The sequence below is a fragment of the Methanosaeta sp. UBA458 genome, from assembly GCF_002496085.1.
Lineage (GTDB): Archaea > Halobacteriota > Methanosarcinia > Methanotrichales > Methanotrichaceae > Methanothrix > Methanothrix soehngenii.
In genome coordinates this window covers 259-25,303 of sequence record NZ_DAIK01000116.1, presented here as the reverse complement: position 1 = coordinate 25,303, position 25,045 = coordinate 259, and the positions used below count along the sequence as shown (strand labels likewise).

26 protein-coding genes are annotated in these 25,045 nt (G+C 50.8%); 13 read left to right on the top strand and 13 right to left on the bottom strand.

Features of this window, described 5'->3' with window-relative positions; translation table 11 throughout:
- The first annotated feature begins 178 nt into the window (after positions 1-178).
- On the top strand, positions 179-340 hold the full coding sequence (locus tag BP822_RS08605; RefSeq protein ID WP_013718302.1) for a flavin reductase family protein: 162 nt from the start codon (positions 179-181) through the stop codon (positions 338-340).
- Between the two features lie 184 nt (positions 341-524).
- Positions 525-740 carry a heavy-metal-associated domain-containing protein gene (locus BP822_RS08600; protein ID WP_013718301.1) on the top strand — a complete coding sequence of 72 codons (216 nt, stop codon included), beginning with the start codon at positions 525-527 and terminating at the stop codon, positions 738-740.
- 93 nt (positions 741-833) lie between these two features.
- Here BP822_RS08600 and BP822_RS08595 read toward each other — a convergent pair whose 3' ends face one another.
- Positions 834-1,514 (bottom strand): hypothetical protein, encoded by a 681-nt coding sequence (locus tag BP822_RS08595; RefSeq protein WP_162144984.1) that lies wholly within the window; start codon positions 1,512-1,514, stop codon positions 834-836.
- A 104-nt stretch (positions 1,515-1,618) separates the two neighbouring features.
- Positions 1,619-2,065, bottom strand: coding sequence for a hypothetical protein (locus BP822_RS08590; RefSeq protein WP_013718299.1), 447 nt, complete (start codon positions 2,063-2,065; stop codon positions 1,619-1,621).
- A 357-nt stretch (positions 2,066-2,422) separates the two neighbouring features.
- Here BP822_RS08590 and BP822_RS08585 point away from each other — a divergent pair, with 357 nt between their 5' ends.
- Genes BP822_RS08585 through BP822_RS08575 form a run of 3 tightly spaced genes read left to right on the top strand, consistent with a single transcriptional unit; the run spans position 2,423 to position 6,118 of the window.
- On the top strand, positions 2,423-4,366 hold the full coding sequence (locus tag BP822_RS08585) for an FAD-dependent oxidoreductase (RefSeq protein ID WP_276619516.1): 1,944 nt from the start codon (positions 2,423-2,425) through the stop codon (positions 4,364-4,366).
- Positions 4,367-4,402: 36 nt separating this feature from the next.
- On the top strand, positions 4,403-5,272 hold the full coding sequence (locus BP822_RS08580) for an acetoacetate decarboxylase family protein (RefSeq protein WP_273466355.1): 870 nt from the start codon (positions 4,403-4,405) through the stop codon (positions 5,270-5,272).
- Positions 5,273-5,299: 27 nt separating this feature from the next.
- The gene (locus tag BP822_RS08575) at positions 5,300-6,118 is read left to right on the top strand and encodes an SDR family NAD(P)-dependent oxidoreductase (RefSeq protein ID WP_273278931.1); all 819 of its coding nucleotides are present in this window, start codon (positions 5,300-5,302) and stop codon (positions 6,116-6,118) included.
- 15 nt (positions 6,119-6,133) lie between these two features.
- Here the strand turns inward: BP822_RS08575 and BP822_RS08570 are convergent, their stop codons facing one another.
- Positions 6,134-7,453: a hypothetical protein gene (locus tag BP822_RS08570; protein ID WP_013718295.1), complete on the bottom strand. Its 1,320-nt coding sequence runs from the start codon at positions 7,451-7,453 to the stop codon at positions 6,134-6,136.
- Positions 7,454-7,546: 93 nt separating this feature from the next.
- Here BP822_RS08570 and BP822_RS08565 point away from each other — a divergent pair, with 93 nt between their 5' ends.
- The 7 genes from BP822_RS08565 (at position 7,547) to BP822_RS08535 (ending at position 15,695) form a co-directional block, all read left to right on the top strand.
- Positions 7,547-9,010, top strand: coding sequence for a DUF362 domain-containing protein (locus BP822_RS08565; protein ID WP_273278930.1), 1,464 nt, complete (start codon positions 7,547-7,549; stop codon positions 9,008-9,010).
- A 324-nt stretch (positions 9,011-9,334) separates the two neighbouring features.
- Positions 9,335-10,246: a MerR family transcriptional regulator gene (locus tag BP822_RS08560; RefSeq protein WP_273271908.1), complete on the top strand. Its 912-nt coding sequence runs from the start codon at positions 9,335-9,337 to the stop codon at positions 10,244-10,246.
- Positions 10,247-10,426: 180 nt separating this feature from the next.
- Positions 10,427-11,515, top strand: coding sequence for an iron ABC transporter substrate-binding protein (locus BP822_RS08555; RefSeq protein WP_286878128.1), 1,089 nt, complete (start codon positions 10,427-10,429; stop codon positions 11,513-11,515).
- The gene (locus tag BP822_RS08550) at positions 11,512-12,129 is read left to right on the top strand and encodes a class I SAM-dependent methyltransferase (protein ID WP_273271302.1); all 618 of its coding nucleotides are present in this window, start codon (positions 11,512-11,514) and stop codon (positions 12,127-12,129) included. Before BP822_RS08555 ends, BP822_RS08550 begins: the two co-directional genes overlap by 4 nt.
- Positions 12,130-12,140: 11 nt before the next feature.
- Positions 12,141-13,913 carry a radical SAM protein gene (locus tag BP822_RS08545; RefSeq protein ID WP_286878127.1) on the top strand — a complete coding sequence of 591 codons (1,773 nt, stop codon included), beginning with the start codon at positions 12,141-12,143 and terminating at the stop codon, positions 13,911-13,913.
- 46 nt (positions 13,914-13,959) lie between these two features.
- Positions 13,960-14,925 carry a FecCD family ABC transporter permease gene (locus BP822_RS08540; protein ID WP_286878125.1) on the top strand — a complete coding sequence of 322 codons (966 nt, stop codon included), beginning with the start codon at positions 13,960-13,962 and terminating at the stop codon, positions 14,923-14,925.
- Positions 14,916-15,695: an ABC transporter ATP-binding protein gene (locus BP822_RS08535; protein WP_013718288.1), complete on the top strand. Its 780-nt coding sequence runs from the start codon at positions 14,916-14,918 to the stop codon at positions 15,693-15,695. Before BP822_RS08540 ends, BP822_RS08535 begins: the two co-directional genes overlap by 10 nt.
- A 326-nt stretch (positions 15,696-16,021) precedes the next feature.
- On the opposite strand, the gene BP822_RS08530 is transcribed toward BP822_RS08535, so the two are convergent.
- From BP822_RS08530 to BP822_RS08515, 4 genes are all read right to left on the bottom strand, one after another.
- Positions 16,022-16,513 (bottom strand): shikimate kinase, encoded by a 492-nt coding sequence (locus BP822_RS08530; protein ID WP_276619525.1) that lies wholly within the window; start codon positions 16,511-16,513, stop codon positions 16,022-16,024.
- A gap of 27 nt (positions 16,514-16,540) precedes the next feature.
- Entirely contained in the window at positions 16,541-17,005 is a 465-nt protein-coding gene (locus tag BP822_RS08525) for a hypothetical protein (protein WP_273271299.1), read from the bottom strand.
- Positions 17,006-17,509: 504 nt separating this feature from the next.
- Entirely contained in the window at positions 17,510-19,243 is a 1,734-nt protein-coding gene (locus tag BP822_RS08520) for a sirohydrochlorin chelatase (protein WP_013718285.1), read from the bottom strand.
- Positions 19,244-19,272: 29 nt separating this feature from the next.
- On the bottom strand, positions 19,273-19,950 hold the full coding sequence (locus BP822_RS08515) for a ZinT/AdcA family metal-binding protein (RefSeq protein ID WP_013718284.1): 678 nt from the start codon (positions 19,948-19,950) through the stop codon (positions 19,273-19,275).
- A 202-nt stretch (positions 19,951-20,152) separates the two neighbouring features.
- On the opposite strand from BP822_RS08515, the gene BP822_RS08510 reads away from it, so the two are divergent.
- On the top strand, positions 20,153-21,106 hold the full coding sequence (locus BP822_RS08510; RefSeq protein WP_273278926.1) for a cache domain-containing protein: 954 nt from the start codon (positions 20,153-20,155) through the stop codon (positions 21,104-21,106).
- Between the two features lie 122 nt (positions 21,107-21,228).
- On the opposite strand, the gene BP822_RS08505 is transcribed toward BP822_RS08510, so the two are convergent.
- From BP822_RS08505 to BP822_RS08480, 6 genes are all read right to left on the bottom strand, one after another.
- Positions 21,229-21,759 (bottom strand): metal-dependent transcriptional regulator, encoded by a 531-nt coding sequence (locus BP822_RS08505; RefSeq protein WP_286878124.1) that lies wholly within the window; start codon positions 21,757-21,759, stop codon positions 21,229-21,231.
- A 108-nt stretch (positions 21,760-21,867) separates the two neighbouring features.
- Positions 21,868-22,158, bottom strand: a complete 291-nt coding sequence (locus BP822_RS08500) for a hypothetical protein (RefSeq protein ID WP_013718280.1) — start codon at positions 22,156-22,158, stop codon at positions 21,868-21,870.
- Positions 22,159-22,325: 167 nt separating this feature from the next.
- Positions 22,326-23,630: a ferrous iron transport protein B gene (feoB, locus tag BP822_RS08495; RefSeq protein WP_202795816.1), complete on the bottom strand. Its 1,305-nt coding sequence runs from the start codon at positions 23,628-23,630 to the stop codon at positions 22,326-22,328.
- Positions 23,627-24,361 (bottom strand): FeoB small GTPase domain-containing protein, encoded by a 735-nt coding sequence (locus BP822_RS08490; protein ID WP_202795815.1) that lies wholly within the window; start codon positions 24,359-24,361, stop codon positions 23,627-23,629. Before BP822_RS08490 ends, feoB begins: the two co-directional genes overlap by 4 nt.
- Positions 24,358-24,621: a FeoA family protein gene (locus tag BP822_RS08485; protein WP_013718279.1), complete on the bottom strand. Its 264-nt coding sequence runs from the start codon at positions 24,619-24,621 to the stop codon at positions 24,358-24,360. Before BP822_RS08485 ends, BP822_RS08490 begins: the two co-directional genes overlap by 4 nt.
- A gap of 1 nt (position 24,622) precedes the next feature.
- Complete coding sequence (locus BP822_RS08480) at positions 24,623-24,859, bottom strand: FeoA family protein (RefSeq protein WP_048131660.1); 237 nt, start codon at positions 24,857-24,859, stop codon at positions 24,623-24,625.
- Positions 24,860-25,045 lie beyond the last annotated feature (186 nt).

Below are 25,045 nucleotides of genomic sequence, written 5' to 3'. Positions count from 1 at the left end.
CCTGCGCCCCAGCACTGTAGAGACGGAGAAAAAACGTATGAGAACATCCGCCAGACGGGCGAGTTCGTGGTGAACGTTCCACCTGCAGGGATGGAGGATGCGGTCATGGTCAGCGCCAGGAGCTATCCCCCCAGAGGTGGACGAGTTTCTGGCAGCCGGGATTGCACCCAGATAATCCTTGAAGGTCAGGGCACCCGGTGTCGAGGGCTGTCTGGCCTGGGCCGAGTGCACCCTGGAAGAGGAGATAGCAGGAGAAAAGTTCGTGCTGGTGATCGGAAAGGTGGTTCATCTGGAAGCTGACGATAAGTTCTTCAATTCCGAAGGCGAAATGGACTTCTAAGGGGCAAGGCCGCTGGGGGCTATTCTGGGGCATGGGGGTTTGCACTTCACCTATCCATCCTTTTCCGGAAAGCATGCGGATTACAGGGAGATGTTCCTTTCCACTTCCTCCCAGCAAAGGCCATAAATGGGAGCAGCCTGCCAGATATGCAATCGAAAGAAACCGAAAATAGGTCTGATTTGATATGTCGGGAAATAAGAAGATCGAACTGAAGATCTCTGGTATGGCCTGCGGCGGATGTTCGGCTGCGGTGGAAAGAGCCCTCTTTGGTCTTGACGGTGTCAGCAGTGCCAGGGTCGATCTAGGACAGAAGACCGCCTACGTAGAGTATGATTCCGCAAAGCTGTCCGAGCAGGACTTCAGGCGAGCGGTGGAGGCTGCGGGATATAAGATCGAATGATTCATTGGCTTCGCCCTGGACCTGACGCCCAGGGCGCCCTTCCTGCATCCCTCGAGCAGCAGCCGCGCTGATGGGCCGTCTTATCGATGGATGCTAAACCGCAGCCGTTTTCTCCAGCTTATAAATCCTCATCCGCCCGTTGTCAAACGACTTGGAGAATCCTTCGATTTCCTCGCCGCCGACCATTCTGGTGAAGATGGTCTCCTTGCTTGGGTACGATCTTGTTCTGGAAGTCTGGTTGACTTGAACGCTCAGGTAGTCGCTTAGGTTTTCTTTAGCCGCCATTATCAACGAGAAATACTTGCCCATATCATCGGCCATGACCAGCGCATAATCCGCTCCATATTTTTCTGCGATCTGCATGGCCGATGTAGGATTATCTGATATAAAGAAATCTGCAACATCCCGGACCCTCTCTTCAGGCTCAAAGGGATACCACAGAGCATATTCTATCTTATGCCAAGGCTTGCTTGGATCGGTATAGCCACCAATAGTATTCCTGATCTCCCGAGAGGCCTCGGCTATCACCGCCTGGCGGTGTGCAACCCCCGTTATCCCATCAGCATAATCCCACCAGGCCAGAACAGTGGCATCGCTCTCGGTGTTGTTGGCCATCCACTGGTAGCCTTCTACTGCCTTGCTGTCTCTCAGGATCCAGTCTGGTGACTGCAAGCTGCCAAACTCCAAACGCATTCCAGCCAGAGCTGCAACCAATACCAGTACAACTACTGCTATGCCTTTTATCCTGCTGCTGATTCCCTTTTGTGTTTTCATGGACATCTCCCCAGATAGAAAAACAGCTCCTGAAACCATCTTCGCTCTCTGCTTCTTTGGACACCATCCCATCCAGTGCTCAATGATCTCAGAGACATTCACGGTCAGATCATCCCCATAACTCTAGCGAATAATTCCTCAGCCATCTTGGTGGGATCAGCCGTCCGGTTAAGCACTATGCCCAGCTCGCCAGCGTAATCCCAGAGCAGCTCTATGCACTTTGCGTACTCATCGCACGACCCGCAATCGCCATCGTGTTCGTACCAGACCTGCAGGCCATGTTTGCCGGAGATGAAGACGATGGCATCCACACCCAGCGGGACCGAACGACCGAGAAGAACGCCTAACTTTGGATTGATCTTCATGATGGCGATTCTATTTGCTGTTGCCATATCTCGAAGAGCAATCTCGACTTTCTCATCTGCCTTGAGAAGGGCTTTCGAGACCGCTTGCCTGGAGATCCCAAAGCTCACCGCTATCGCCTTATTGGACATCCTGGCACGTCTCAGCTTCCAGAACTCGAACTGCTTTCCGTTGGTTAACCAGTTCATGCGTCAACCTATGCAAGTTGACAATTTATAGTTTTCCCCGGCAATCAGAAGGCTGGAGATGAAAATAGGAGTGTCAAGGTACATATCAATGAAACTTAGCTTAGGAAGCCCAAGCTACAACAGCTTTTCGCATCGCAGCTATCTGCTTGCCTACACACGCCTGCCTATTCAACACCCGATTTCATAATATAATCGACAAGCTAATCTATTATGAATTGAAGAACATATGATGGATTATGTCATGATGCAGATTACAAAATTTCGAGAATTAGCCTCGAATAGATCACAGAACCAAGACAGCATACCAATTCTTCATCGCAAAATACTCAATAAATTCCACTATAGGTGTTGAAGCATATGTACGAGAGACTGTTCAGCACGGGGCGCATTGGGCGGATCGAGATCAAGAACCGAGTTGTGATGACGCCGATGGGTACGGTGATTGCAGCTCCAGGGGGAGGCGTCAACGACGACATCATCGCCTACTATGAGGCGCGGGCTAAAGGTGGTGTCGGTCTTATCGAGAGTGAGCTCTGCCGTGTGCTCAATGGTGCTGGAGCGGCCATGACCTGCCAGCTGGCAGCACGAAACCTCGCTGACGTTGCTGGATTGGCACGCCTCGTTGATGTCGTGCACAAGTACGGCACAAAGATATTCATCCAGCTCCATCACCCCGGTGGCCAGGGATCATCTGCCATCGGCGGCGAGCCTATAGTCGCTGCATCGGCAGTCAAATCACCTACTGCTTATGAGACACCACACGCACTCCAGGTCGAAGAAATAGCAAAAATCGAATCCGCCTTCATCTCCGGTGCATTGTTCACCAAGATGGCAGGAGCTGACGGCGTCCTGCTGCATGGTGCACACGGCTATTTGATCAACAGCTTTCTTTCGCCGTATCTGAACAAACGAACTGACGACTACGGTGGAAGCTTGGAGAACCGAATGCGTTTTCTGCTTGATATTATCAGAGGCATCCGCGAGCAGTGCGGAGGCGATTTCCCGATAGGCGTGCGGCTTTCCGTCGAGGAGTTCCTGGGAAAAGAGGGGAATGACCTCGAGGAAAGCTGCAGGATCTGCGAGGTGTTGAAGGAGGCAGGAGTCGACTTCATCGATGTGAGCTGCACCATTCCAGGAAGCCCTGAGGTCTGCGCATGCATAGAGCCCGGCACCTACGAGCAGGGTTGGAAGAGATATATGGCAGCTGAGATAAAGAAGCACGTGAACATTCCAATTATTGCGGTCTGCAATATCAAAGAGCCCGATGTAGCCGAAGAGATACTTGTCGAAGGATGCTGCGATTTCATCGGAGTGGCCCGTGGCCATCTGGCAGATCCAGAATGGTGCAACAAGGCCCAAGCGGAAAAAGCCCAGACAATCCGCAAATGCATTGGTTGCCTCTCCTGCTTCCAGGAGATAGAGAGCCAACGCCACGTCAAATGCGCAGTAAATCCAAAACTGGGACGGGAGCGGGAGTTCGAGAATCCCAAATATAACGGCCAAGGGCGAACGGTCGTGGTCGTCGGTGGTGGACCGGCCGGCATCGAGGCAGCGTTGCTTCTCGATAGTCGCGGGTTTCATGTCGTGCTCTTCGATCCGGCAAAACGTTTAGGAGGCACTCTGAACATCGCCGACAAGGGCGTGGGCAAGGAGAAGATAACAAGGCTAGTGGACGGATTGATTGCGCAGGTTTCTGCGAGCGATATCGAGCTGCGGATGGGAGAGGAGGCAACCGTCGAGAAGGTCAAAGCCCTATCGCCCTGCGGGATTTTCGTAGCCTGTGGTGCTATAGCCTCGATGCCGCCCATCCCTGGCATCGATGGAAAAAATGTCGTCACTGCCGAGGATGTGCTCATCGGAAAAGCCCAGCTCAAAGGCGATTGCATTATCCTCGGCTCGGGAATGACGGGACTTGAGACAGCGGAGGTTGTGCTGAAGGCCGGGCACCGGACAACGATTGTCGACATGCTGCATGAAATCGGCCAGGGCGTACCCATCATGGTCCTAATTGATATCAAACGGCGGCTGTCAGAATATGGGCCGGCTTATATGCTCGGACATAAGGCCTTGGAGATAGCCGAGGATGGAGTTGTCTTGGAGCGATTGGCCGATGGCGAGAAGGTCTTCGTCAATGCCGAGACGATCATCTTGGCGCTCGGAGTTCAACCCCGAAAAGAGGTTTTGAAGGCCTTCAGGGATGCTTTTCCACAGGCGCATATCATCGGGGATGCAAACCGCGGAGGAAGGATTCTTGAGGCGACACAGGAAGCATATGGCAAGGCATTCGTCTTTGAATCCTGACCATTCCTGGAATGGAAAAACTAAAGAGGGTCTGTAATGAAGAACGGAAGCTATTTCATCGAACGAGAAAAGCTCAATGCTTTTATGAAGGGGGCTGCGATGAACGAGGAGGAGGGGCTCTACATCTTCTGGGAGACCGATCCAAAGGTCGCGCGACGTGTGCTGCCGCCGCAACTGGAATTGATCGATCCCGAGCATCCTCAAGTCTACTCCTACTTCGTTAACATCAGGGAACCAACCTTCGCCCCATGGTATATGGAGGCCGGTATCGGAATACTTGGTGCTCGGTACAAGGAGCATACAGGCCTGTATTTCTGCAACCTGCAACTGAGCGGGCCGGGCGCGCAGATGGGGCTGCTCTCCGGTCGGGAGATGTCGGGGCTTCCCAAGAAGATGTGTGAGAAGATCGTTGTTGAGCGAAATGACGATATCGCACACGTAGTGGTAGAAGCAAAGGGCAGGCGCATCTTCGATGCGGAGATAGAGATTGGAAGCTATAACGAGCCGATAATGGAGGCTGGATTCACAGACCTCGTCCCCGGTGCGAGCGCAGACGGCTACTGTTTTCTATTCAAATACGACATATGTTCTGGCAAAGACGACAATGTGATCCTGCAAAACGCCACCCTCCTCGGATACGACAGCGTTACTGACTACAGGAGCTGGGAGGCTGCCAGCATAAAATCGATTTCTATGGAGCCGTCGCTGGACGACCCCTGGTCGGAGCTGGTCGTCATCAAGCCATTGGGTGCCGCATACTCCATCAATTCCAACTGGGTTCGAGGGATGCATGTACTGGCGAGATTCGAGGAAAAGGAGTCTGATGACCTATTCAGCTACCTGTTCGCCGGTCGTTACGACCGCTCGACCATCAGCACGGGCCATCAGCGTTATGGACAATACTAATAGCGATTTTCGAAGGGAGGAGAGAGAATGAGTGAGACGAAAAAGTACTATCAGAACAAGGTAGCCGTGGTTACCGGTGGCGCATCGGGAATTGGGCTGGCTCTCTGCGAGGCGATGCTGGCCTCGGGCGCCAACAAGGTCATCCTGGCCGACATCAATAAGGAGAAGCTCGATCGGGAGAGGGCCCGGCTCGAAGTAGAATATCCGGGCAGAGTGCTCGGCCTGATGTGTGACGTTACCAGCGAGGAAAGCGTAAAGGATTTGATCGCCAAATCTGCAGCCTTCGGCGAAGGGCGTATAGACATACTCTTCAACAACGCAGGAGTGGGTTTGAGTGGTCTATTTGAGCAACAGACCAATGAGATCTGGGAGAAGGCTTTTGCGATCAACTTTTATAGCGCCATCTACGGCATACGTGCCGCAATTCCAATCATGCGAGCACAAGGCGGCGGCCATATCATAAATGTGATATCAGGCATAGCGTTTTCCCCTATGGCTCAGCAGTCGATGTATTCTGCGACAAAAGCCGCATTGAACGGTTTAACTCTGGCCCTTCGTTATGAGTATTGGGATGAGAATATCTGCTTCACCTCGGCAACGCCTGGCACAACGAAAACTGGTATCTGGGCAGCAGGAGGCATTGAGCCACCGAAAGGCGCTCAGACTGCCGAGCAGTCGGCGAAGAGGATCTTGGAAGGAGTAGCAAGGAAAGACCGTCTCGTGCTGGGCGATGATGCTGATGTCGAAGGCGCGACCAACTGCTTCAATCCCAAGGCCGCTGAGGGTATGGACGCATATCTGCTCGATGTGGCACGCAAGCGCAGGAGCGGTGAGTGGGTCGTGTAGCCCGAGGAAGACGCGCTATGGAGAAGGCATGGACATACCATTTAATTTTTGGGTGATGGCGACCAAAATCAGCACCATTAATCCCATGATGATGATGAGTAGAGGAAGGAGCAGGGCATAAGCGATCATCCCGAATAGGCCGGGAAGGAGCAAGGGTGCAAGCATGTTGATGCCAAAGAGGATGGTCACGATCCCGGTTACCGTCAGCACGAGGGTTAGTTGCTTGACGATAGGGGGGAGGGCAACCGATTCCGCAGGAGGATGGCTGATCTGATACACCCTTGGACCGACGATCTTGGTGGCGAGGAGCAGCACTCCTGAGATGATGTTCTGGAGCCCGATGAGCGGCTGGATCACACCGGTCAGGATTCCCGGAACAATACAAGAGAAAAACCCTATGGCAGCAAACAGTATCCCTAAAGCTATCGCTGGCCATGATCTGCTCATCTCTTTTCCCATGAACTCTCCCAGGGCGAGCAATTGAAGGGAGGTCAGCACCAGCAGAAGGCCGAGCTGGCCATCGGAATTAAAAGAGGGTATTATTCCAAGAATCATTAATAGAACCAGGATTCCGAGCAGTATCAGGAGATATCCCTGGTAGATGTTGAAGGAGTTTCCCACCGTTAAAGACGTCTCTTTTAACAGGAAGAACCCGCGTTTTGTTGTGGATGGCTCCAGCACTCTCTTCGCTTCTGTTGAGCGGTATTGGTGAGCTGCCATATGGATGCACCGGGCAAGGAAGAGCAGGCTTGCCCCAAAGAGGAGAAGAAAAACTGCTGTCAGAGGATTGGGCATGATGCCCGGAAGAAGAGTGATAATCCCTAATACTATCTCGATTCCATATACAAGGGCGCAGGCGACCGTCAGTTGCTGGAGGATACCGGGAACCTTCATCCACACTCTGGCCTTGTCCTCTGAAATGAACAATTGCAGCATCCCCACGGTCCCAGCGATAAGGACCATTAAGCCTGCAATTATACGGATCGTCGCGTTCAGGTGGACAGGATAGAAGATGGCCAGGGTTCCGAGCATCGCCGCCAAAAGCCCAATGACTACGACCAACCATGAGCGGAGGACGTCTCCGAAAGGCGTCTTTCCCATTGTGATGATCTGCATCGATACGAGAACCACGAAAATCCCGTACATGCTCCCCTCACTGTAGGGCAGCATTCCTCTATCGATCAGGAAAAGGAGCGCTCCAAATAGGAGAAAAAAGACCCCTCCGACTATCAGGAGAACCACTTCGATGGATAGGTCGATCTGGGCTTTTTTCATGATATTGGACTGCAACTGCTGTTGAGCCAAAGAGTCCGGCTGGAGTTTCCCGTTGTTCAATTTAATCCGCCACCATCAATCTCCATGAACGAATTACTGATAGTCGAAAGATATTAATCATTCTGCTCCAATTGAATCTCGAGGATTATTGTTATGAATAACTCTGATAATTCTGTCTCTTCCACCTGTGCTGATGAGAAGTTATCTCCCGCGGTCGGCATCCACTACTCCAGCGATATCAGCCGTCGATGGGAAAAGATCAACGCGGACATGAGACAAATCCAGGTTTCCGGTGTGCAAGGGACAGACATTTCCGCGGTTTACGCCAATACGAGCACCAGGCGAAAAATTCCCCCAGATAATCCCCTGCCAACTGTGGGTTTTTCATGCATGACCAGGGAACCTGCTGACGACGAGATACCTCATCTTGTTGATGACGCTATCGCCCAGGTGCTGGGCCCACGAGGCCTTTCAGAGATCATCAAGAGGGGCGACAGGGTCGTCATCAAGGTCAACGTCGTCGGGCCAAGCCAGGGTCTTCCAGGCGAGAAAGGCAGGGGGATCATATCCGATCCGAGGATCGTAAGGTATGTTGCCGGAAAGGTGCGAGAGATCATCGGATTTGACGGCAGTGCGGATCTTAAGGTAATCGACGCAACATTCACTCCCGAAAAGAATCCATCCGACAAAAATAATCCTCAAAGTTTTTATTATGCCCGTTTGCAGCGAAGTGCAGGAAATTCCGTCGAGGCAAACGATATCTGTTATGACTATGATGCCGATGGTATTCTCGATGGAGGGTCCGGGGCCAAGCTCGTCAACCTCGATTCCGTTCAGAAGTCAGACCGGTTCCTTGCTGTTGTCGATGAGCCTATACGGGGACGGTCAGAGGTTTGGCTCCCCAAGTTCCTGCGGACAAAGGATCAGGCACAAGGTGAGTCAGAATACTGCGATGTTTATATCGGGATACCCATTCTGAAAAGCCATGGACTTTGCGGCACGACAGGAGCACTAAAACTCCACTGGGGATCGATGCTCGGCCTCCTTGAAAAGCAGGAGCATGCCGGATATGGATTCGGTACAGGGGACATCCGGATGTTCCTTGATTACCTGTGTGCGCTGAACCGTGCAAGAGGATTCGACCTGGTGATCATGGATGCACTCACTGGAAACCGGAGCGGCCCGGCGAACAAAGTGGAAGATAAGGATGCCAAGACCGATTTCATTCTCGTGAACGCAATTCTCTGTTCGAGAGATTCCGTGGCAATCGACACTGTTGAGACGCTTCTTAGCGGATACCAGCTGGATTCGGTTCCCCTCCTGGAATCAGCATTCCGGGATGGGATAGGGATCAATAAGCCTGCTCACATCGACCTGCTGGGATTCGATGCGTTTGCCAATCACAAGCAATGGTTACGCGAACACTATCCAGGCTGCGAGGCCAGGAGTTATCCGTTCGAGAATGGATGGGGAAATGCAAAGATCCAGGATGACTTCAATGCCCCCGTGGACGTAAAAGTATCCTGCAAGAGAGAGGGCACTGGGTATGTGTTTGAATACACGGCATCAGAGCCTACCCCTGCATCCACAAGCTTGCGAGGATCGATCTCCTGGTAAATGGGACTGTTGTGCAGCGGATCTTCGACAATCTTAATGGTGGAAGAGTGGCGATCGACCTTGCGGAGTACAGAGGCCAGAATGTGCGATGCCGCATTGCTGCCTGGGATATGGCGCTCAATTGCACGCTTTCGGAAGAGACGGAAATGAAGGTAGATTGAATCGCTGCCTTCGAGCTGTAGCAGCCATCCGATTGGATCTGCTGAGCGGGCAAACGCTTTAAGGCCATTGCTTTCGTCTCTATGCAGACGGGTTCATTTCAAACCTTCTGCCGGGGCAGACTGCCAGCCTATTTATTTACCGGTGGGACCATATCAATCAGCAATGCCAGCCGATCGAATACCGATAGCCAGGTTCTCAGCCATCACCAGGATATCCCAGAGGGCGCTGCGTTACTACGACCGATTGGAAATCCTGGTACCGGAGGCAAGGGATCCCTTCACCGGCTATAGGTACTACACATCCTCCCAGATGGAACTGGGGGTGAAGATCAAAGCCATCTGCAGCCTAGGCTTCTCACTTGAGGACTTGAAGACATACCTGCAAGCCGAGGCTTGCGGCGATTGGGATACTGTTGATAGTCTCATGGAGGGACGGCTCTCTGCCGTCCGGTTGGAGATCTTGCGGCTGAAGAGGATCGAGGCCTTGCTGAAAGAGGAACGAACGGAGTTGATAGGAATGGCATTAACAGAGCCTGCGGTAAAAGATGTACCGGCACTGCGAGTCATCTGCCGGAAGGAGACGGGAATTCTCAGCCCAACCATCGAAAAGCTGATCGGAGAGCTATGCTCTTTTGTCGATCTCCCAGCCAGCAAGAGAAATCAGTTGAAGGTTATCGGTCCAGTCATCGCCATCTACCATGAGGACTGTGCGAAAGGGAATGAGAATGATAGAGAAAGAGGAGACGAGCATGTCAGCGTTGAGGCCGAGGCTATCTCCGATTGGTCGGAGAAGGAGGTCAGCATCGAGGTCGCCCTTCCCATTGCGGGAAAAGTGGAGGGTGAAGGTTCAGGAATCGAGGTCAAGAGCCTGCCGGCTGCCAGAATGCTTTCGATGATCCACAAGGGCAGCTATCCTACCCTGCACAAGTCCTACCAGTCCGTCTTCAAGTACATGGCCGGGGCCGGTCTGGAAGTAGCCGGACCGATCCGGGAGCTGTACCTTAGTGATCCCTGCAAGACGGCAGAGGAGGAGCTGTTGACTGAGATCCAGATTCCATATAGAAAAGAGAGGTGATCTCGGGCCGAGCAACGGGGTTCCATTTATCGAATTTTTTCTAAAAATACAGGTATTTTTAGGGCAGGGTGGCAGTGGGCAGTTTGATTCATAAATTTAAGAAAAGTCTGGCCAAGAGCCATATTTTAGCTCAACTAACTATTTATAGTGCTGCGATATCTCAATTCAGCAGGTGATACAATGAATGAAAAAAGGGGCATAATTGTTCTGATTTTTATGCTATTTCTGGCTATGACTTCCTGTGAATGCATGGCACAAGAAATTCAACAGGCATCAGGCACCGTACAGATCACCGACATGCTGGGCAGGCAATTAACCGTTCCTGAAAACATTAGCTCTGTGATCGCTACGTCTCCCCCGTCCACGATTCTTGTATTCATGCTCGCACCCGACAAACTTGCAGGCTGGAATTTCATAAATAATTTTAACCATACTTTAATGGATGAAAATTATCAGAGCCTGCCGGTAATAGGAGGCTGGTATGGGACACAAACCGGGAATTATGAGACTATGATTAACATGAGTCCCGACATTGTAATAGAAGGTTACACTACAGACGGCGAAGTCCAGGAAACTATCAACCGCAGGCAGGAAAAATTTGGCAGCATCCCGGTTGTAGCTATCGATGGCTCCATCATCTTCGTTACGAAATCCGATCCCACCATCGAGTATGTGGGGAAGTTGCTTGATTGCAAGGATCAGGCAGAAAAGCTGCTCGAATTCCGCAGTTCAATCCTGACAAAGATCAATGAGACAGTAAAAGATATCCCAGAGGACGAAAAAGTGCGCGTTTACTATGCCGAAGGTCCCACAGGACTGGCGACAGATCCATCTGGTTCGCAGCACTCCCAGGTGATCGACATCTGTGGCGGCATCAACGTTGCTGATTGTCCCCTTACTCCAGGAAACGGCATGACGCAGGTATCCATAGAGCAGGTTATGAACTGGAACCCAGAAGCAATAATCACTTCCAGCCCGCAGTTCTATAAAACAGTATACTCCGATCCTATCTGGACAAGCGTCGAAGCTGTACAGAACAAACGCGTATATCTGGCACCGCAGAATCCGTTCTGCTGGATAGATAGGCCGCAGGGCCCTCACCTCATCATCGGAACGGCCTGGACTGCGAAGATGCTATATCCTGACCTCTTTGCCGATATGGATCTAGACAGCCTGACCGGTGAATTCTATTCGGAATTCTTCCACTATGCTCTCGAAGATAGCGATCTTGACATGCTATTGCATCCTGAGGCCAAGATAACGAAATGAGAGAAAATGGCAAATCCCCGGGTTTTGCTTATATTGCGGAGCATATCTTTGCTCCCATTTATCCAGTCATAGCAAACCATATAGTCACAGAGAGCGGGATTAAGAGCGGCAGATGCCTGGACCTGGGATGCGGCATAGCATCCCTGGGGATTTCCATTGCCCAGATCACAGAAATGCGGACCTATGGCGTTGATCTCTCAAGAGAGATGTGCAGGCTTTCACAGGAGAAAGCTCTTCATCACAGGATAGCGGACAAGGTTGTTCCTTTGATTGCTGATGTACATGTGCTTCCCTTCCAAAATGGCTGCGCCGATCTCATTGTGAGCCGTGGTTCCGTGTTTTTCTGGAATGATCTTCCTGCTGCCTTTAATGAAATAGCCCGCGTTCTTGCGCCCGGCGGGCAGGCATGGATAGGCGGAGGTTTTGGCACCAAGGAATTGAGAGAACAGATATCTGAAAAAATGGCCGCTATCAATCCCCAGTGGCAGAACAATTCCAAGGAACGCCTCAGCCCGGAAAACCAGAAGGTCATAGAAGAAGCAGCAGAGCAGACCGACCTCGTCTGCCATACGGTCCGGGATGATTCCGGGTTCTGGGTGGTATTGAGCAAATAGAGGGGGCAGAAATGCAGTGCAAAGTATGCGAGATCGGTTGTGAGATCAACGAGCATAGCAGAGGTAGATGCGGGACTTATGTGAAGAAAGGCGGCAGCATAATTCAATCTCCTGAAATTGGCTACATGGGTGGCTATCCCATTTCTGTGGAAACCATACCAATGCTGCATTTTCATCCCTCGGCAAAGTTCCTGCAGGTTTTCAGTACCGGCTGCAATTTTGAATGCCAGGGATGTGTGGCAAGATTGCTGGCATCCAACCGGTCTTTTGGCTGGCCAACGCTCAGCCCAACCCAGGTAGTCGCAAAAGCACTGGAGCAGGAATGCCAGGGCGTGGTTTCGACACTTAATGAACCGGCTGCCAACTATTACATTTTCAGGGAGCTTGCAGTTCAGGCAAAGGAGAATAGCCTGCTTGTTGGCTGCTCTACAAATTGCTATTTCACTGAAGAGACGCTTGAAGAGCTTGGAGGTCTGATAGATTTCATGAACGTGGGGGTCAAAGGATATTCCAATAGTATTTACAGGACATGTGGTGCTAAATCCTCGACTCCTGTTTTTAGGAATATTGCCGGGCTTCTTGAAATGGGCGTACACGTAGAGACGTCGGTAGTGTATTCCAGGAGAAATGAAGCCGATGTCTTGCAGGCTGCAAGAACACTATCTAAGGTCTCCTCTGAGATCCCCTTACAGCTGATGAGATTCATTCCATTCGGGGATACACCTCTTGAACAGGAACCCTCCATAGGGGATGCTGAAAGATTGTGCAGGGCAATACGCGAGCACATGGATCACGTATATCTGTTCAATTCTCCGGGCACGGAATTATTGCATACCTACTGTCCGCAATGTGGGAGCCTGCTTGCAGAAAGGGAGTTTCACGGCCCCATGGGATGCAGGCTTCTGAAGCCCTGGACGGACTATGCCTGCCGCTGTGGGCATAATGTCCAGGTAAAGGGAACTGCTGCCAGTGAAAATTTCAGTGAGGCCGGATTCATGGGTGGTTACAGGATAAGCCGGGCTTTTGGTATGGTACATGCAGCGCTCATATGCATGGGAATATTTGACGAAGGGAAACTGCTTGAGGTCTGGCGGGAGGTCTCTGACGCTGAAACGCTTATGAAAATGCATCGCCTGATACAACAGCCATGCTCATATCTCGAGTTTATCAGGCTGATCGCCAAAAAGGCAGGTGCAGAGCATCAGGGAGAGGAACTTTCATCCTTTATCGGCAAGCGCATGGAATCAGTTCTAAGCCTTGCGGCAGAGAACAGCGATCATTCAGTCTATTACTGTATGGGCTCACCCCTTTTTGCCCTGAATGCAGGAAGAATGGAGAACAACCTTGTGACCTTTGCTGGAGGAAAGAGCATTAATAAAGTGCTTCAGAGGGAAGGAAAACCCGGTGTGAATGTATCCCCTGCATTTATAAATGAACATAATCCCCAAACCATATTTATTTCCGGTTTTCTCTCTCGTCCGCTCGATGAGTTCTATGGCCTGTGCAGGTATTATGGCATAGAAGCGGATGCGGTAAAAGAGCAGAGGGTCTATGTGATACCACCAATCTGGGATTTCGGCAGTCCTCGCTGGATATTAGGTCTTCTCTATATTGCGGACAAAATCCATCCCGGAAAGCTTGGGATTGACATTAAAAAGGAGGCAGATGAATTCTACAGGCGTTTTTATGGCATGTCCTTTGAGGATGCCAGCCCTAACAGGTCTTTCCACAGGCCATCGTCCAGTGGGTGGCCAGGGCATATGATGGAGTGCACTCATGCCTGATAGCAGGCACCATGGCACCACTGTCATGTATTTATTGCCTTTCTTGATGCTCATAGTTTCTCTCTTTATGGGAAGATACCAGGTACCTGTATCGGTTTTAATAGATGACATCATGAATACTATCACTGCTTTATTTTTTGGCACTGCTATTCCAGCATCAACTCATCACACAGTATTGTTCAGCGTGAGATTGCCGAGGATCCTCGCAGCCATGCTCGTAGGCTGCGCTCTTTCTGTAGCTGGTGTCTCATTTCAGGGTGTGTTTCGCAATCCATTGGTATCGCCTTATATACTGGGTGTGGGTTCAGGCGCAGGTTTTGGTGCATGCCTGGGGATACTATTATTCGACAACCACATCATGATTCAGCTGCTGGCTTTTATTTTCGGACTTCTGGCAATGTTCGCTGCTATCAGCATGGATAAAGCTAGCAAGGGAACCGGAACTCTGGTGCTTGTTCTATCCGGAATAATTGTGAGTTCTATTTTCACTGCCCTCATATCACTGGCAAAATATGCCGCAGATCCTTATGACGAACTTCCTGAGATAGTTTTCTGGCTTATGGGAAGCCTCTCCAGCATAAGGTACAGCGATCTGATCTGGATAACTGTACCCATGTTCATTGGAATGCTTGTATTGTTCCTTCTCAGATGGCGCATCAATATCCTCTCACTGGGCGACGAGGAAGCCAGATCCCTGGGAGTAAATGTGGACAAAATGCGCTTGATAATCATTATCTGTGCAACCCTTGTGACCTCGGCGGCAGTCAGTATTAGCGGGGTCATTGGTTGGGTGGGACTGGTGGTGCCCCATATTTCAAGGATGATAGTGGGCCCCAATTACAACCGCCTGCTGCCCATGAGCATGGTATGCGGCGCATCTTTCATGTTGCTTGTAGACGATCTGGCAAGAACTGTTAGTGTAACGGAAATACCCCTGGGCATAATAACCTCTCTAGTAGGTGCTCCCATATTTGCATATCTTATAAAGAGGGGGCGCATGGGATGGAACTGATCCTGGAGGTTGATTCTCTCAGCTACTCCTACGGAAAGGAAAATGTGTTCGAAAACGTGTCCTTTTCCCTGAGAAGTGGCGAGGTCATGTGCATCCTCGGCCCTAACGGATCAGGAAAATCCACACTCATCAAATGCATTGCAGGCATCTTCAAGCCTGCTACAGGTTCGGTCCATATCATGGGAGAGAATACAGCATCCCTGGGGGCAGGAAAAATCGCGCGGCGCATAGGATACGTGCCTCAGCAAAATGAAGTGGTTTTTCCCTTTACGGTTCTGGATTTTGTGGTAATGGGCCGTACACCCCACATTTCCATATTCGCATCTCCGGGCGCAAAGGACATGAAAATTGCCAGAGAATCGCTTGAAATGGTTGGCATTGGAGACCTTGCAGAAAGAACGCTTGGCAGTCTCAGCGGCGGGCAGCGCCAGATGGTTCTGATAGCCCGTGCCCTTGCCCAGGAACCAACTTTGCTTTTGCTGGATGAGCCAACGGCACACCTTGATTTTGGAAATCAGGTGCTTGTGCTGGAAGCAGTGCAGAAACTGGCATCTTCGGGAATATCAATTGTCATGAACACCCACATGCCTGATCATGCTTTCTTAGTTGGCAGCAGGGCCGCTGCATTATGCAATAGAAGACTTCTTGCGGTAGACGAAGTTGCAGCAGTTGTGAACAGTGAGATAATGTCCTCCGTATATGGGGTAAATGTGGCGGTAAGGGAAATAGAGGATATAAAAAGGAAAGTATGTGTTGCAATGCTGAAATGATCCTGGGCGCTCTTGCAGTCTTTGCCGCTGGATTCACCATCTTTCAAAGACCGATCAATACTGAGATCATTCGATGTTGCGTTCCTGGTGGCGGTGCTGGGTGAGGTGCCGGATAGAAGCGCTTGCCTGGGGTAGCTTCGCCGGGTGCTGTGCCCGGAGGGGCTCTTGTCCATCACCGAGTTCAAGCTGGGCGATCCCGATTTCATTCCCAGGCCGGTGATGATAAGGTCTGCAGAAGATGCCGGTTTTCGCTGCTGTGCGACACACGGCAATTTCCTGAGTATCAGCCAGATGATCCAATTCCCCGGGGGCGGATGTCTACGGGATCATATACAAAGGAGGACCTGCCCTACAACCGTCTCGAAATCCAGGCCGGCACAATCAATTGTGATGTCGGCATACTGTTCGTACAGGGAGACACGCTGGTCATACATCATGCGGAGGCTCTGGCCGGCAAAAAGAACAATCCCACGGCCCGAAATATTGCCAAGCCTCTTTTCTATCTCTTCGAAAGGCACCTTGAGGTAAACTACAGTACCAGCCGATATTAAATGCTCCATTGCCCGGGGGCTCATAACCACACTGCCGCCCGTGGCAATAACCGAATTCCTGCAACTGAGGGAGAGAACTGCCTCTTCTTCGGCTTTCAGGAATCCGGCTGGCCCATCCCTGTCGATTATCGCCTGCAGGCGCAGCCCGGTCCGCTCCTGGATCACGAGGTCTGCGTCGACAAAGTTCATCCCAAGGGCTTTTACAAGAATAACCCCGACCGTGCTCTTGCCTGCACCTGGCATTCCGATAAGGACAATATTTCTCATGTTTCCATCACCATGACCAGATTAATTCTAAGAGGTCGATTGGATTGGGATCGAATGAGTCTCGCACTGGGAGTACATCTCACTGCCAGGACGATAGCAATCCGCCCTGTAGATCGCAAAATTCTCTCCACTTCTATCAATGAGCGAATCGTACTCGGCCGGCAGAAGGGGAATAACGGTGCTGCTTCTTATAATCACCCTCTCCTGGGCTATGCGAAGCATGTCCTCCAAAAACCTCTTGATCCCTGATCGAGCATCCCCACGCTGGCGAAATGGCCTTAAAGGTGGATTAAAGGTGACCACATAGCGAAAGCTCTTGGAGGGATAATCAAGCCGACTGATATCGGCGAGACTGGCAGGTATTCCCATCTCCTCCAGACAGCGGACGAATCCGGGACAATTGTCATGTCCATGGACATCATTGCAAATGCAGCCCAGGGAAAACGGCCCACTTGCTATGTCCAGGATGCTGCCTTCAAGATCTATGCCCATCTGCTCCAGGTAATTTTTAAATCTCAGTTCAGCTGCCCATCTGCAGCCGGAACAAACCATCATGATATGATACACCCCTATTTAGTTAGACTGTCGTATTCAGTGCCTTGAGGCTTCGACGATTGTGAAACTTCCATGGCAAAGTCCAAAGGACAGAAGGAGCATCTATGAGGAGGAAACCGATGGCCGACGTTCCATCCGTCCTTATGGCCTCTGATGTACCGATATACTCTGTTAGGCGGCAATAACTTGATCCCTAATAATGATAGGATTTTCTGAAAATACAAAAAAACGCAATTATTGACTCTTAAATGCTTGTGGTCCTATGATTTTAAATGCCAAATGGACAATTCGCGGCTATTATGTCGCCATCTGATCCAATCGCAAGTCGCATGTCAGGAGTTCGCCCCGGCCTCTCGGCGATGGTCGAGGCGATTACCTGCAGGAGTTTTGGCTAATCCGTTCAGTTGAGGTGCAAGAGGCCTCAAGCCTCCTTTGAGGTTTTTAAGCCCTCACCTCCTCTGCGACCTTGTACTCGATCCATCGGGCGATGTTTGGATGAGGATCGAGGTTCTCAGAATAGCCATAGAACCCTTTTCCATTGTGGGTATAGTTGAGTCCTTCCAGGCGTTCGGCGATCAGATCATCGACGTATTTCGTTCCCATGCTGTTGACGGTGACGACGATCACAGCTTCGCCCTGGGCCTTCTCCACAGCCTCTCTTATGTTCGGGCTGCCCTGATACTCCATAAAGCCGAACCCAACATCCTTGAACTCTGAGCTTGCCTTTATCCTCTCAACCAGGGACTTGGCCAAAAGCTCGCTCTCCTCGAAGTAGGTTGAGCTGCCCCAAGGAGCCAAAATCAGCGTTTCGTTGGTTGCATCAATGCTGACTTCTCTCGCCCGGTCCAGGATCAGATCGGCAATTAAAAGATGATCGTCGATCGGCCCCTTCACCTCAGCACAAATTCCTTCATACAGCGGTGCAGTGATGAGAATCTTCGTCTGGTTGATGCTTTGCATAGCGGAATAGACCTCATCTCGAGCTTCCTCGTGGTCGACGGTGTTTCCGGTGAACAGCGTAACGGCAATTATTCTCCTGGCCCCCTGATCGAGCAGCCTGGCAATTCCTCCGGGAATGGTCTCTTCTTCAGCGGCGTTCTCTGCAAAGGCCACTGCAACTGGCATGCTTGATAACATCTGATTCACCTGACCAGCCAGCTCTCTTACTGCCTCAGCCCTCTTCGGATCGCTGGATCCGTGATCGATGATCAAGACGCCTCCCATGCCCTCGCCTATCTCACACCTGACCCGGTTCTCAATCCACCTGGCGAGATTGGGATGAGATGCCAGAGTCGCTCTATCGTAACGACAGCTATAACCTTCGAGAAGCTTTGGAATCTGGCTATCGGTTATAGATCCTCCAGCGACCATCAAGGGAAGAACTATCACGCCCCCATTCCCGTCCTCTGAGGAGCCTCCAGCCTTGGAAGCGTTTCGCATCACCGATTCCACCGTCAAATCAGGGTATAAGGTTTGGTTGCCGTGAATGAACGCATACTTCACATCTCTGAGCTTGATAGAGGGGCTCGCCCAGTAGCGCAGGTAAGACTTGACCTCCTCTGCAAGCCAGTTCTGGCAGCAGACCTGAGATCGGATGTCTCCTTCCTCGTCAGTTCCATGTGAAAGAATCACCACCGTCTCATTGGACGGATCACTGCTCATCTGGGAAACCCAGTCCGCCAGAATGTAGGCCACCAGAGAATGATCATCTAGCGCGCGGGTCATGGTGATATTGGCAGTGGTGTTCACCCGAGCCAGATCTTCGCCTGAGGGGAGAGTCTCTCTAAGCCTCAGCACATACTCGATCTCCTGAATATGGCTGCTGTATGAAGACACGAATAGAGGAATTGCAATAATATCCCTGATCCCTTGCGATTCAAGCCTTTCAACTGCATCGTCGATGCTCTCATTAGGAACAAATTCCAGAAATCCCAGCTCCACCGGATAGGGTAAAGATACGTTTGCTACGACCTGACGAACCTGCTGACACCATAAATCCTCATCGCTCCCGTGCGCCACCACCAGCACCCCCAGCTCACCTCCTGACTTTTCAAATGCAGAAACCGCCTTGTCCATAGCCTCATTTGCACCTTCGCCTTCTGCCAAGGCTGGCCAGGTTATTGACAGGACGATGACGAGAACTATGGCAATCAGTCTGATGCTCATTGTCTTCATATACCAATACTCCATTAAAAATAATAAAATTAGTTCGAAACGCTCTTCTCGCCCAGAGAATTCGCAGTATTGGCTGCCGCCTCGTAGACCGGATCCATGAGAGGATCATCCAGCAGCTGCTCCGTGTTAACCCACCTTCCGCTCCATTTTTCAAGAGAGAGAGTGTTGTTGGAGGCTTGTTTGGCTGCGACGGCAAATGCCCCGATCATCTGAGCCTCGGCACTGTAGGCGTTTGAGACCATTTCGGAATTGGTCCCGTTGGCAGCCATGGTTGGATACCACATCCCGTAAGCAGGATTTTCCATCAAGATATCAAAGCACAGCTTGCCGTATCTCATATGCCAGTGAGTAAGCCCGGCCTCATCGTGAACCGCGGTCGCTATCACGTGTTTGTATTCCAAGCAGCCTTCTTTGTCCGATCGCAAATTGAACATATGCCACTCTACCGGATATCCCTGAAAGTCTATGGTCTTGGATCCCACGTAATCGTATTCGCCCTTGCATTTGACAGAGCCTTCCGGGCTATAGAATGTGATGTTGTTTCCTGATATCTCAATATCCCCGAAGTCTGTCTTTTGCATGGCGTGGAAGAAATTGCTGATATCGTCGACGGTGAAATTGCTGCTTTCATCAGCTGCCGCGGCAGGAGCTATGATCATCACCAAAGCTGCCATGGCGATGACAATTGAGCCATTCAATGCATTCATTTTCAATACCTCTATTTTAAACCAGATGCAACTGCATCCGCAAGATGTAACTCTAATATTAGGCATATTTCCAATTAACCCAAATTAAATTAGAAAATACAGCATGATCCTAACATATCAGGAATTCTAGCTTATGAATCGAAGTTTGAAAAATCTAAATCCACCGAAACGATTAAATGAATCTATGCATTCTGCAGCAACTATGAGACTAATAGCTCTTTGGGCAATGCTTTTCGTTTTCACAGCCATTGTACTCAGCGCATCAGCTGCAGAAGACAAAACCAGCAAGTCTATGAATAATAGTTCATCAATTTCAGAACTTGTCGATTTCGTAAAGGAAGCTCGTGATTATGCACGTGAAGAGGATAGAGAGAGTGCATGTCAGCAATTCAGCAATAAGACTGGCGAGTTCGTGCGAGGGGATCTGTACATTTATGCGTACGATTTTCAGGGGATAAATGTCGCTCATCCCTTCCGCCCTGATTTTATAGGCGAAGACAAGATCAATTTGACTGATCCGAATGGAGTGGCCTTGATAAAAGACCTGGCTGACTGCTCCCGCAGAGGCGAGGACTCTACTTATTTCATATTTCCTAATCCGGATCATGGCTCCGAAGATGAGCTGAAGATCGGCTATGCGGCCAAGGTTGATGAAAACTGGTGGGTGGGCTCTGGCGTCTATTTATCAGATCTTCCGGTCTTCTTTCCACTAGAGTCAAGAGAGAATCTGGTATCCTTCGTGGATGAAGCGGCAAAATACGCAGAGGAGAACGGAAGAGATGCGGCTCTGCAGGCATTCAATGACAGGAACAGCTCATTCGTTCGAGGGAACCTCTACATCTTTGCCTACGACTTCAATGGCACAGTGCTGTCGCTGCCCTATCAGCCTGAGCTTTTAGGATCAGACCGCTTGGATGCAAAAGACGAAAATGGCGTGCGATTCGTACAAAATAGCATTGATCAGGCAAAGAGAGGGAGAGGCTATCTGTATTACCTCTATGCCAATCCCAGCAAGAATATGGAGGAAGAACTCAAGCTGGGCTATGTCAGGAGCGTTGACAATAACTGGTGGCTTGGTGCAGGAATCTACGCATCGGAATCAAATGCCACAAATGCCACAAGCAAAACATATCTGGGTGAGATCGGCCGCAATTAGATCGATGAATCAACAAGAAAATAGCGTGCTGCCTCCTTTCTGCATAATTGGGGTCGCACGCTCCATAAGCTTTTGTGACCATTTATTTCTAACCCAAAAAGCGCTTTTTCATTCAGCTATAATCAATCATTGCTCCCGCAGTGATCTGCTTTCCTTCGCATTTCTGCTCCCATTTGAGCTGCCATGGTCTGACTAAGCCTCGCATCCTTGATACAGGAATGCTTTCCCAATTCGCAGAAAATGGCGAAGTGATCCAGCCATTGGGGATGATCGGGAGCGGTCTCGATGAAGCTCACAAGGCTCTTTATCTGCTCCACGGTCTTGGTGTGGAGCTCATGCTCGATCACGCAGGCATCCTCGTCCGCAACCTGTTCAGGGACGCCGATGAACTTCAGGAATGCAAATATCGTGTCATGACGGTCCTTGATGATGCGTCCTATCTCCTCGCCTTCTGCGGTAAGATATACTCCTTCGTTTTTCTTATAGACGAGATATCCCCGATCGTTCAGCTTTTTGACCATCTCTACGACCGAAGGTGGCTTGGTTCCCAGCTCCTTGCAGATATCCCTGATCCTGACATGCCCCTTCTCCTGGGATATGACGTAGACAGCCTCAAGGTAGTCCTCTGCCTTTCTGGATAAATCGCTTTTCATATCTACTCTAGGTAAATTTGATCGACGTTAATATCAATATTCCTGCAATTTCAATCTTTGCGGCCTCGCACCGTTCACTAGCCGTATCGCTTATCAGGCCGCATTTATTTACCAGGCCATTCCTCTGGTCATCTTCCTCATCATCGGCACCAAAGGCAGCGCTACGATCAGGAGGACAGTGGCTGGAGAGATCTCGGACAGCAGCGCGAAATCCTCCACCTCTCCCAGGAGGTACATTAGCCAGTCTGCTCCCGTCATAAGCAGATAGAGCCCACCCACGGCTCCTGAGAGGAAAAGTCCTCCCATGAGAAAGGACAGCCCTTCTCTTCGGCCTGCAACGAGGCTCTTTGCTCCCATCAGATATGTCGCCGATATCACCAGAAGAACCGCAATGCTCAAAATTCCTCCTGGGAACGATTCCCGGCCTCCAATCGTTTCTGCAAGGGCTTGTGCTCCGTATCCGACTCCCAACACAAGGGCGTATATGCCCAGCAATCTTCCTGTTCTAACGCTAAATTCTTTCATATTTTGTTTCCATAATCGCCATTTATCGGCCTTAAGCGGCTCTAGCTCAATCCCAATAGCCTTCCCGCACCGATGATCATACCTGCGATGATGAAGGCAAGCGCTGTTTGGTATACAAGTGCAAAGGCAGGCCATCGAATCGAGTTCGTCTCCTTCGCAATCGTCCCGATAACTGCAACGCATGGCACGTATATCAGTACAAAGGCCATGAATGCGAAGCCTGTTAGCGGCGTGAAGACCCCCTGGCTCACCAGCGCATCTCCCAGGCTGGCCTCCTCGGCTCCAAGCAAAATGCCGTAGGTACCGACTACCACCTCTTTAGCGACAAGGCCGAACAGGAGCGCTACGGCGGCCATCCAGTCCCACCCGAAGGGCTGAAACAGCGGCTCAATTGCATGTCCTATCCAGGCGATGTAGGATTCAGCTATCACCTGGCCGCCGGATGTCGCCTCCCAGGGGTGAACAGATAGGAACCAAACAAGGATGGCAGCTCCAAATATGATCGTTCCCGCCTTTTTCAGGAACATTTTGCCCCGTGACCACATATGGAGGATGGCAGTACGCGCTTTCGGCACGGCATATGTGGGCAGCTCCAAGACGAAGGGCGAAGGCTCTCCCTTGAAGAGGGTCCTTCTAAATATCAGGGCCATTGCAACCGCTAGCATGATTCCCAGAGCATATACGGCAAAAACGGCTGTTCCAGCATAAGCCGCACCGTAAAGCGCTCCGGCTATCAGCACGTACACAGGAAGCCTGGCGCTGCAGCTGATGAGTGGGGAGATCAGCATTGTGATCATCCTATCCTTTTCGTTATCCATGCTGCGGGCGGCCATGATTGCCGGGACGTTGCAGCCAAAGCCGATCATCAGCGGTATGAACGAACGACCGTGCAGGCCCAGGTGATACATGAACCGGTCCATCACGAAAGCGGCTCGCGCCATATATCCGCTGTCCTCCAGAATCGAGAGCGCCAGAAAGAGGCCGAAGATCGGCGGAATGAAGACCAGCACCGATCCCAGGCCGCCGATTATGCCCAAGGAGACAAAGGATGCCAGATGGGGATTGGATATGATCTGATCCGACCAGGCCCCGAGCATTTCAAAGATCTTCTCGATAATGACCACAAACGGCTCTGAAACGGCAAATGCGAACTGGAACATCGTCCAGAGCATTGTCAGGAATATCGGTACGCCCAGATACTTATTCAAGAATACCTGGTCCAGCATATCCGATAAAGTAAATATTTCTTCGCTGCCCTTCTTAACAGTAGAGTCCATTATCGATGCTATCCTCTCGTATCTCCTTTGCGCAAGGGCAGAGCTCAGGTTTTCAGCGTATTCGCTCATTTTATTGCCGCCTCTCCGGCTTTGATTATGCATAGAATCTTCGCCAGCTGGGACGATGATAGATCGGCTCTCGTCTGTTCCATGACCCTCTCATCTCCCTCTAGCATCTTTATGGCCAGCCATCTCTTTGGATATTTCCCATTGAGCGCTGTGCACTCTTTGATTACCTCCTCAACTTTGTTTATTAGCTGCTCGATATCGTCTCCGTAATTTATTGCAGATTTGGGACCTTCCGCCCTTTTCTGCCCTGCGACATCGACTATCGAATCCTTCAGCTCTTTCAGGCCCTCGCCGGTGATTGCAGCCGTCGGAACTACCGGGCAGCCCAACAGCCGGGAGAGCTTCTCCACATCTATCCTCGTATCTCTGGCTGCTACCATATCCCATCTGTTCAAAGCAATGACCAGGTTGGCATCCATTTCAAGCAAGAGCATTGTGAGGTAAAGGTTCCTCTCCAGGTTGCTTCCGTCCACTATATCAACGATGACATCCGGTCTCTCTATAACGATGTAGTCCCTGGCCACAAGCTCGTCAACGGCATGAGCGGTGAGGCTGTAGGTGCCTGGCAGGTCCACCAACTCGATCTGCTGTCCCTTATGAACCAGCCGTCCTGCCTTCTTCTCAACCGTTACGCCGGGAAAGTTGCCCACATTCTGGGATAGCCCAGTCAGGCGATTGAAAATCTCAGTCTTTCCGACATTGGGATTGCCGATAAGTGCTGCTCGAATCATGGATCATCAACCCCTTTAACAAGTATCTTCATGGCTATGCCCCGCCCAAGGGCAATTCTTGAATCCTTCACCATCACAAGCATGGCACCCGGCGGGCAGGACTTTAGGACTAAAACTCTGGCAGGAGGGGCGAAGCCCATATCCTCGAGATGTCTCACAGCTCCGTGCCCGCCCCGAATTTCAAGCACAGTTCCTGCTCTGCCCTCCGGGAGGAAGGCCAGAGGCAGACTGCCTCCAGATATCGATCCCGTGCTGATCAAGTCAGTCCACCACCAAAGTTATGTTCACGGCTTCCCTCTTTCGAAGAGCGAGGCTGTAGCCCTTGAGGAGAATCTCCACGGGATCGCCTGAAGGAGCGAGCCTTACCACCTCCAGCTCTGCGCCCTTTACAAGCCCCATCTCCATCATCCTGCAGCGGAGAGCACCGCTTGAAGACACGACTGCAACCCTTCCTCTCTCGCCTGGCATCATCTCATTTAGCCTTTTTAATTTTGACATTATGCAGCTTTCACCTCTCAGACCTTAGTATCAATATGAGATCTGTTGATATCATTAGGGCCATAAATCAGTGATCCGAAAAGACTTAGGAAATGGCCGAAAAACCTAATGGATGAAGGAAAATAGGTTTCAGTATATGGGCTGCCCCATCCTCAATGTCAAATGGCTGATGTAGAGCTGATGCAA

Bases quoted from the DNA above. Each gene is read 5' to 3' on its own strand.
- BP822_RS08600 (WP_013718301.1), top strand. From the start codon at position 525: ATGTCGGGAAATAAGAAGATCGAACTGAAGATCTCTGGTATGGCCTGC.
- BP822_RS08595 (WP_162144984.1), bottom strand. From the start codon at position 1,514: ATGAAAACACAAAAGGGAATCAGCAGCAGGATAAAAGGCATAGCAGTA.
- BP822_RS08590 (WP_013718299.1), bottom strand. From the start codon at position 2,065: ATGAACTGGTTAACCAACGGAAAGCAGTTCGAGTTCTGGAAGCTGAGA.
- BP822_RS08585 (WP_276619516.1), top strand. From the start codon at position 2,423: ATGTACGAGAGACTGTTCAGCACGGGGCGCATTGGGCGGATCGAGATC.
- BP822_RS08580 (WP_273466355.1), top strand. From the start codon at position 4,403: ATGAAGAACGGAAGCTATTTCATCGAACGAGAAAAGCTCAATGCTTTT.
- BP822_RS08575 (WP_273278931.1), top strand. From the start codon at position 5,300: ATGAGTGAGACGAAAAAGTACTATCAGAACAAGGTAGCCGTGGTTACC.
- BP822_RS08565 (WP_273278930.1), top strand. From the start codon at position 7,547: ATGAATAACTCTGATAATTCTGTCTCTTCCACCTGTGCTGATGAGAAG.
- BP822_RS08560 (WP_273271908.1), top strand. From the start codon at position 9,335: ATGCCAGCCGATCGAATACCGATAGCCAGGTTCTCAGCCATCACCAGG.
- BP822_RS08555 (WP_286878128.1), top strand. From the start codon at position 10,427: ATGAATGAAAAAAGGGGCATAATTGTTCTGATTTTTATGCTATTTCTG.
- BP822_RS08550 (WP_273271302.1), top strand. From the start codon at position 11,512: ATGAGAGAAAATGGCAAATCCCCGGGTTTTGCTTATATTGCGGAGCAT.
- BP822_RS08545 (WP_286878127.1), top strand. From the start codon at position 12,141: ATGCAGTGCAAAGTATGCGAGATCGGTTGTGAGATCAACGAGCATAGC.
- BP822_RS08540 (WP_286878125.1), top strand. From the start codon at position 13,960: ATGCTCATAGTTTCTCTCTTTATGGGAAGATACCAGGTACCTGTATCG.
- BP822_RS08535 (WP_013718288.1), top strand. From the start codon at position 14,916: ATGGAACTGATCCTGGAGGTTGATTCTCTCAGCTACTCCTACGGAAAG.
- BP822_RS08530 (WP_276619525.1), bottom strand. From the start codon at position 16,513: ATGAGAAATATTGTCCTTATCGGAATGCCAGGTGCAGGCAAGAGCACG.
- BP822_RS08525 (WP_273271299.1), bottom strand. From the start codon at position 17,005: ATGGGCATAGATCTTGAAGGCAGCATCCTGGACATAGCAAGTGGGCCG.
- BP822_RS08520 (WP_013718285.1), bottom strand. From the start codon at position 19,243: ATGAAGACAATGAGCATCAGACTGATTGCCATAGTTCTCGTCATCGTC.
- BP822_RS08515 (WP_013718284.1), bottom strand. From the start codon at position 19,950: ATGAATGCATTGAATGGCTCAATTGTCATCGCCATGGCAGCTTTGGTG.
- BP822_RS08510 (WP_273278926.1), top strand. From the start codon at position 20,153: ATGAGACTAATAGCTCTTTGGGCAATGCTTTTCGTTTTCACAGCCATT.
- BP822_RS08505 (WP_286878124.1), bottom strand. From the start codon at position 21,759: ATGAAAAGCGATTTATCCAGAAAGGCAGAGGACTACCTTGAGGCTGTC.
- feoB (WP_202795816.1), bottom strand. From the start codon at position 23,630: ATGAGCGAATACGCTGAAAACCTGAGCTCTGCCCTTGCGCAAAGGAGA.
- BP822_RS08490 (WP_202795815.1), bottom strand. From the start codon at position 24,361: ATGATTCGAGCAGCACTTATCGGCAATCCCAATGTCGGAAAGACTGAG.
- BP822_RS08480 (WP_048131660.1), bottom strand. From the start codon at position 24,859: ATGTCAAAATTAAAAAGGCTAAATGAGATGATGCCAGGCGAGAGAGGA.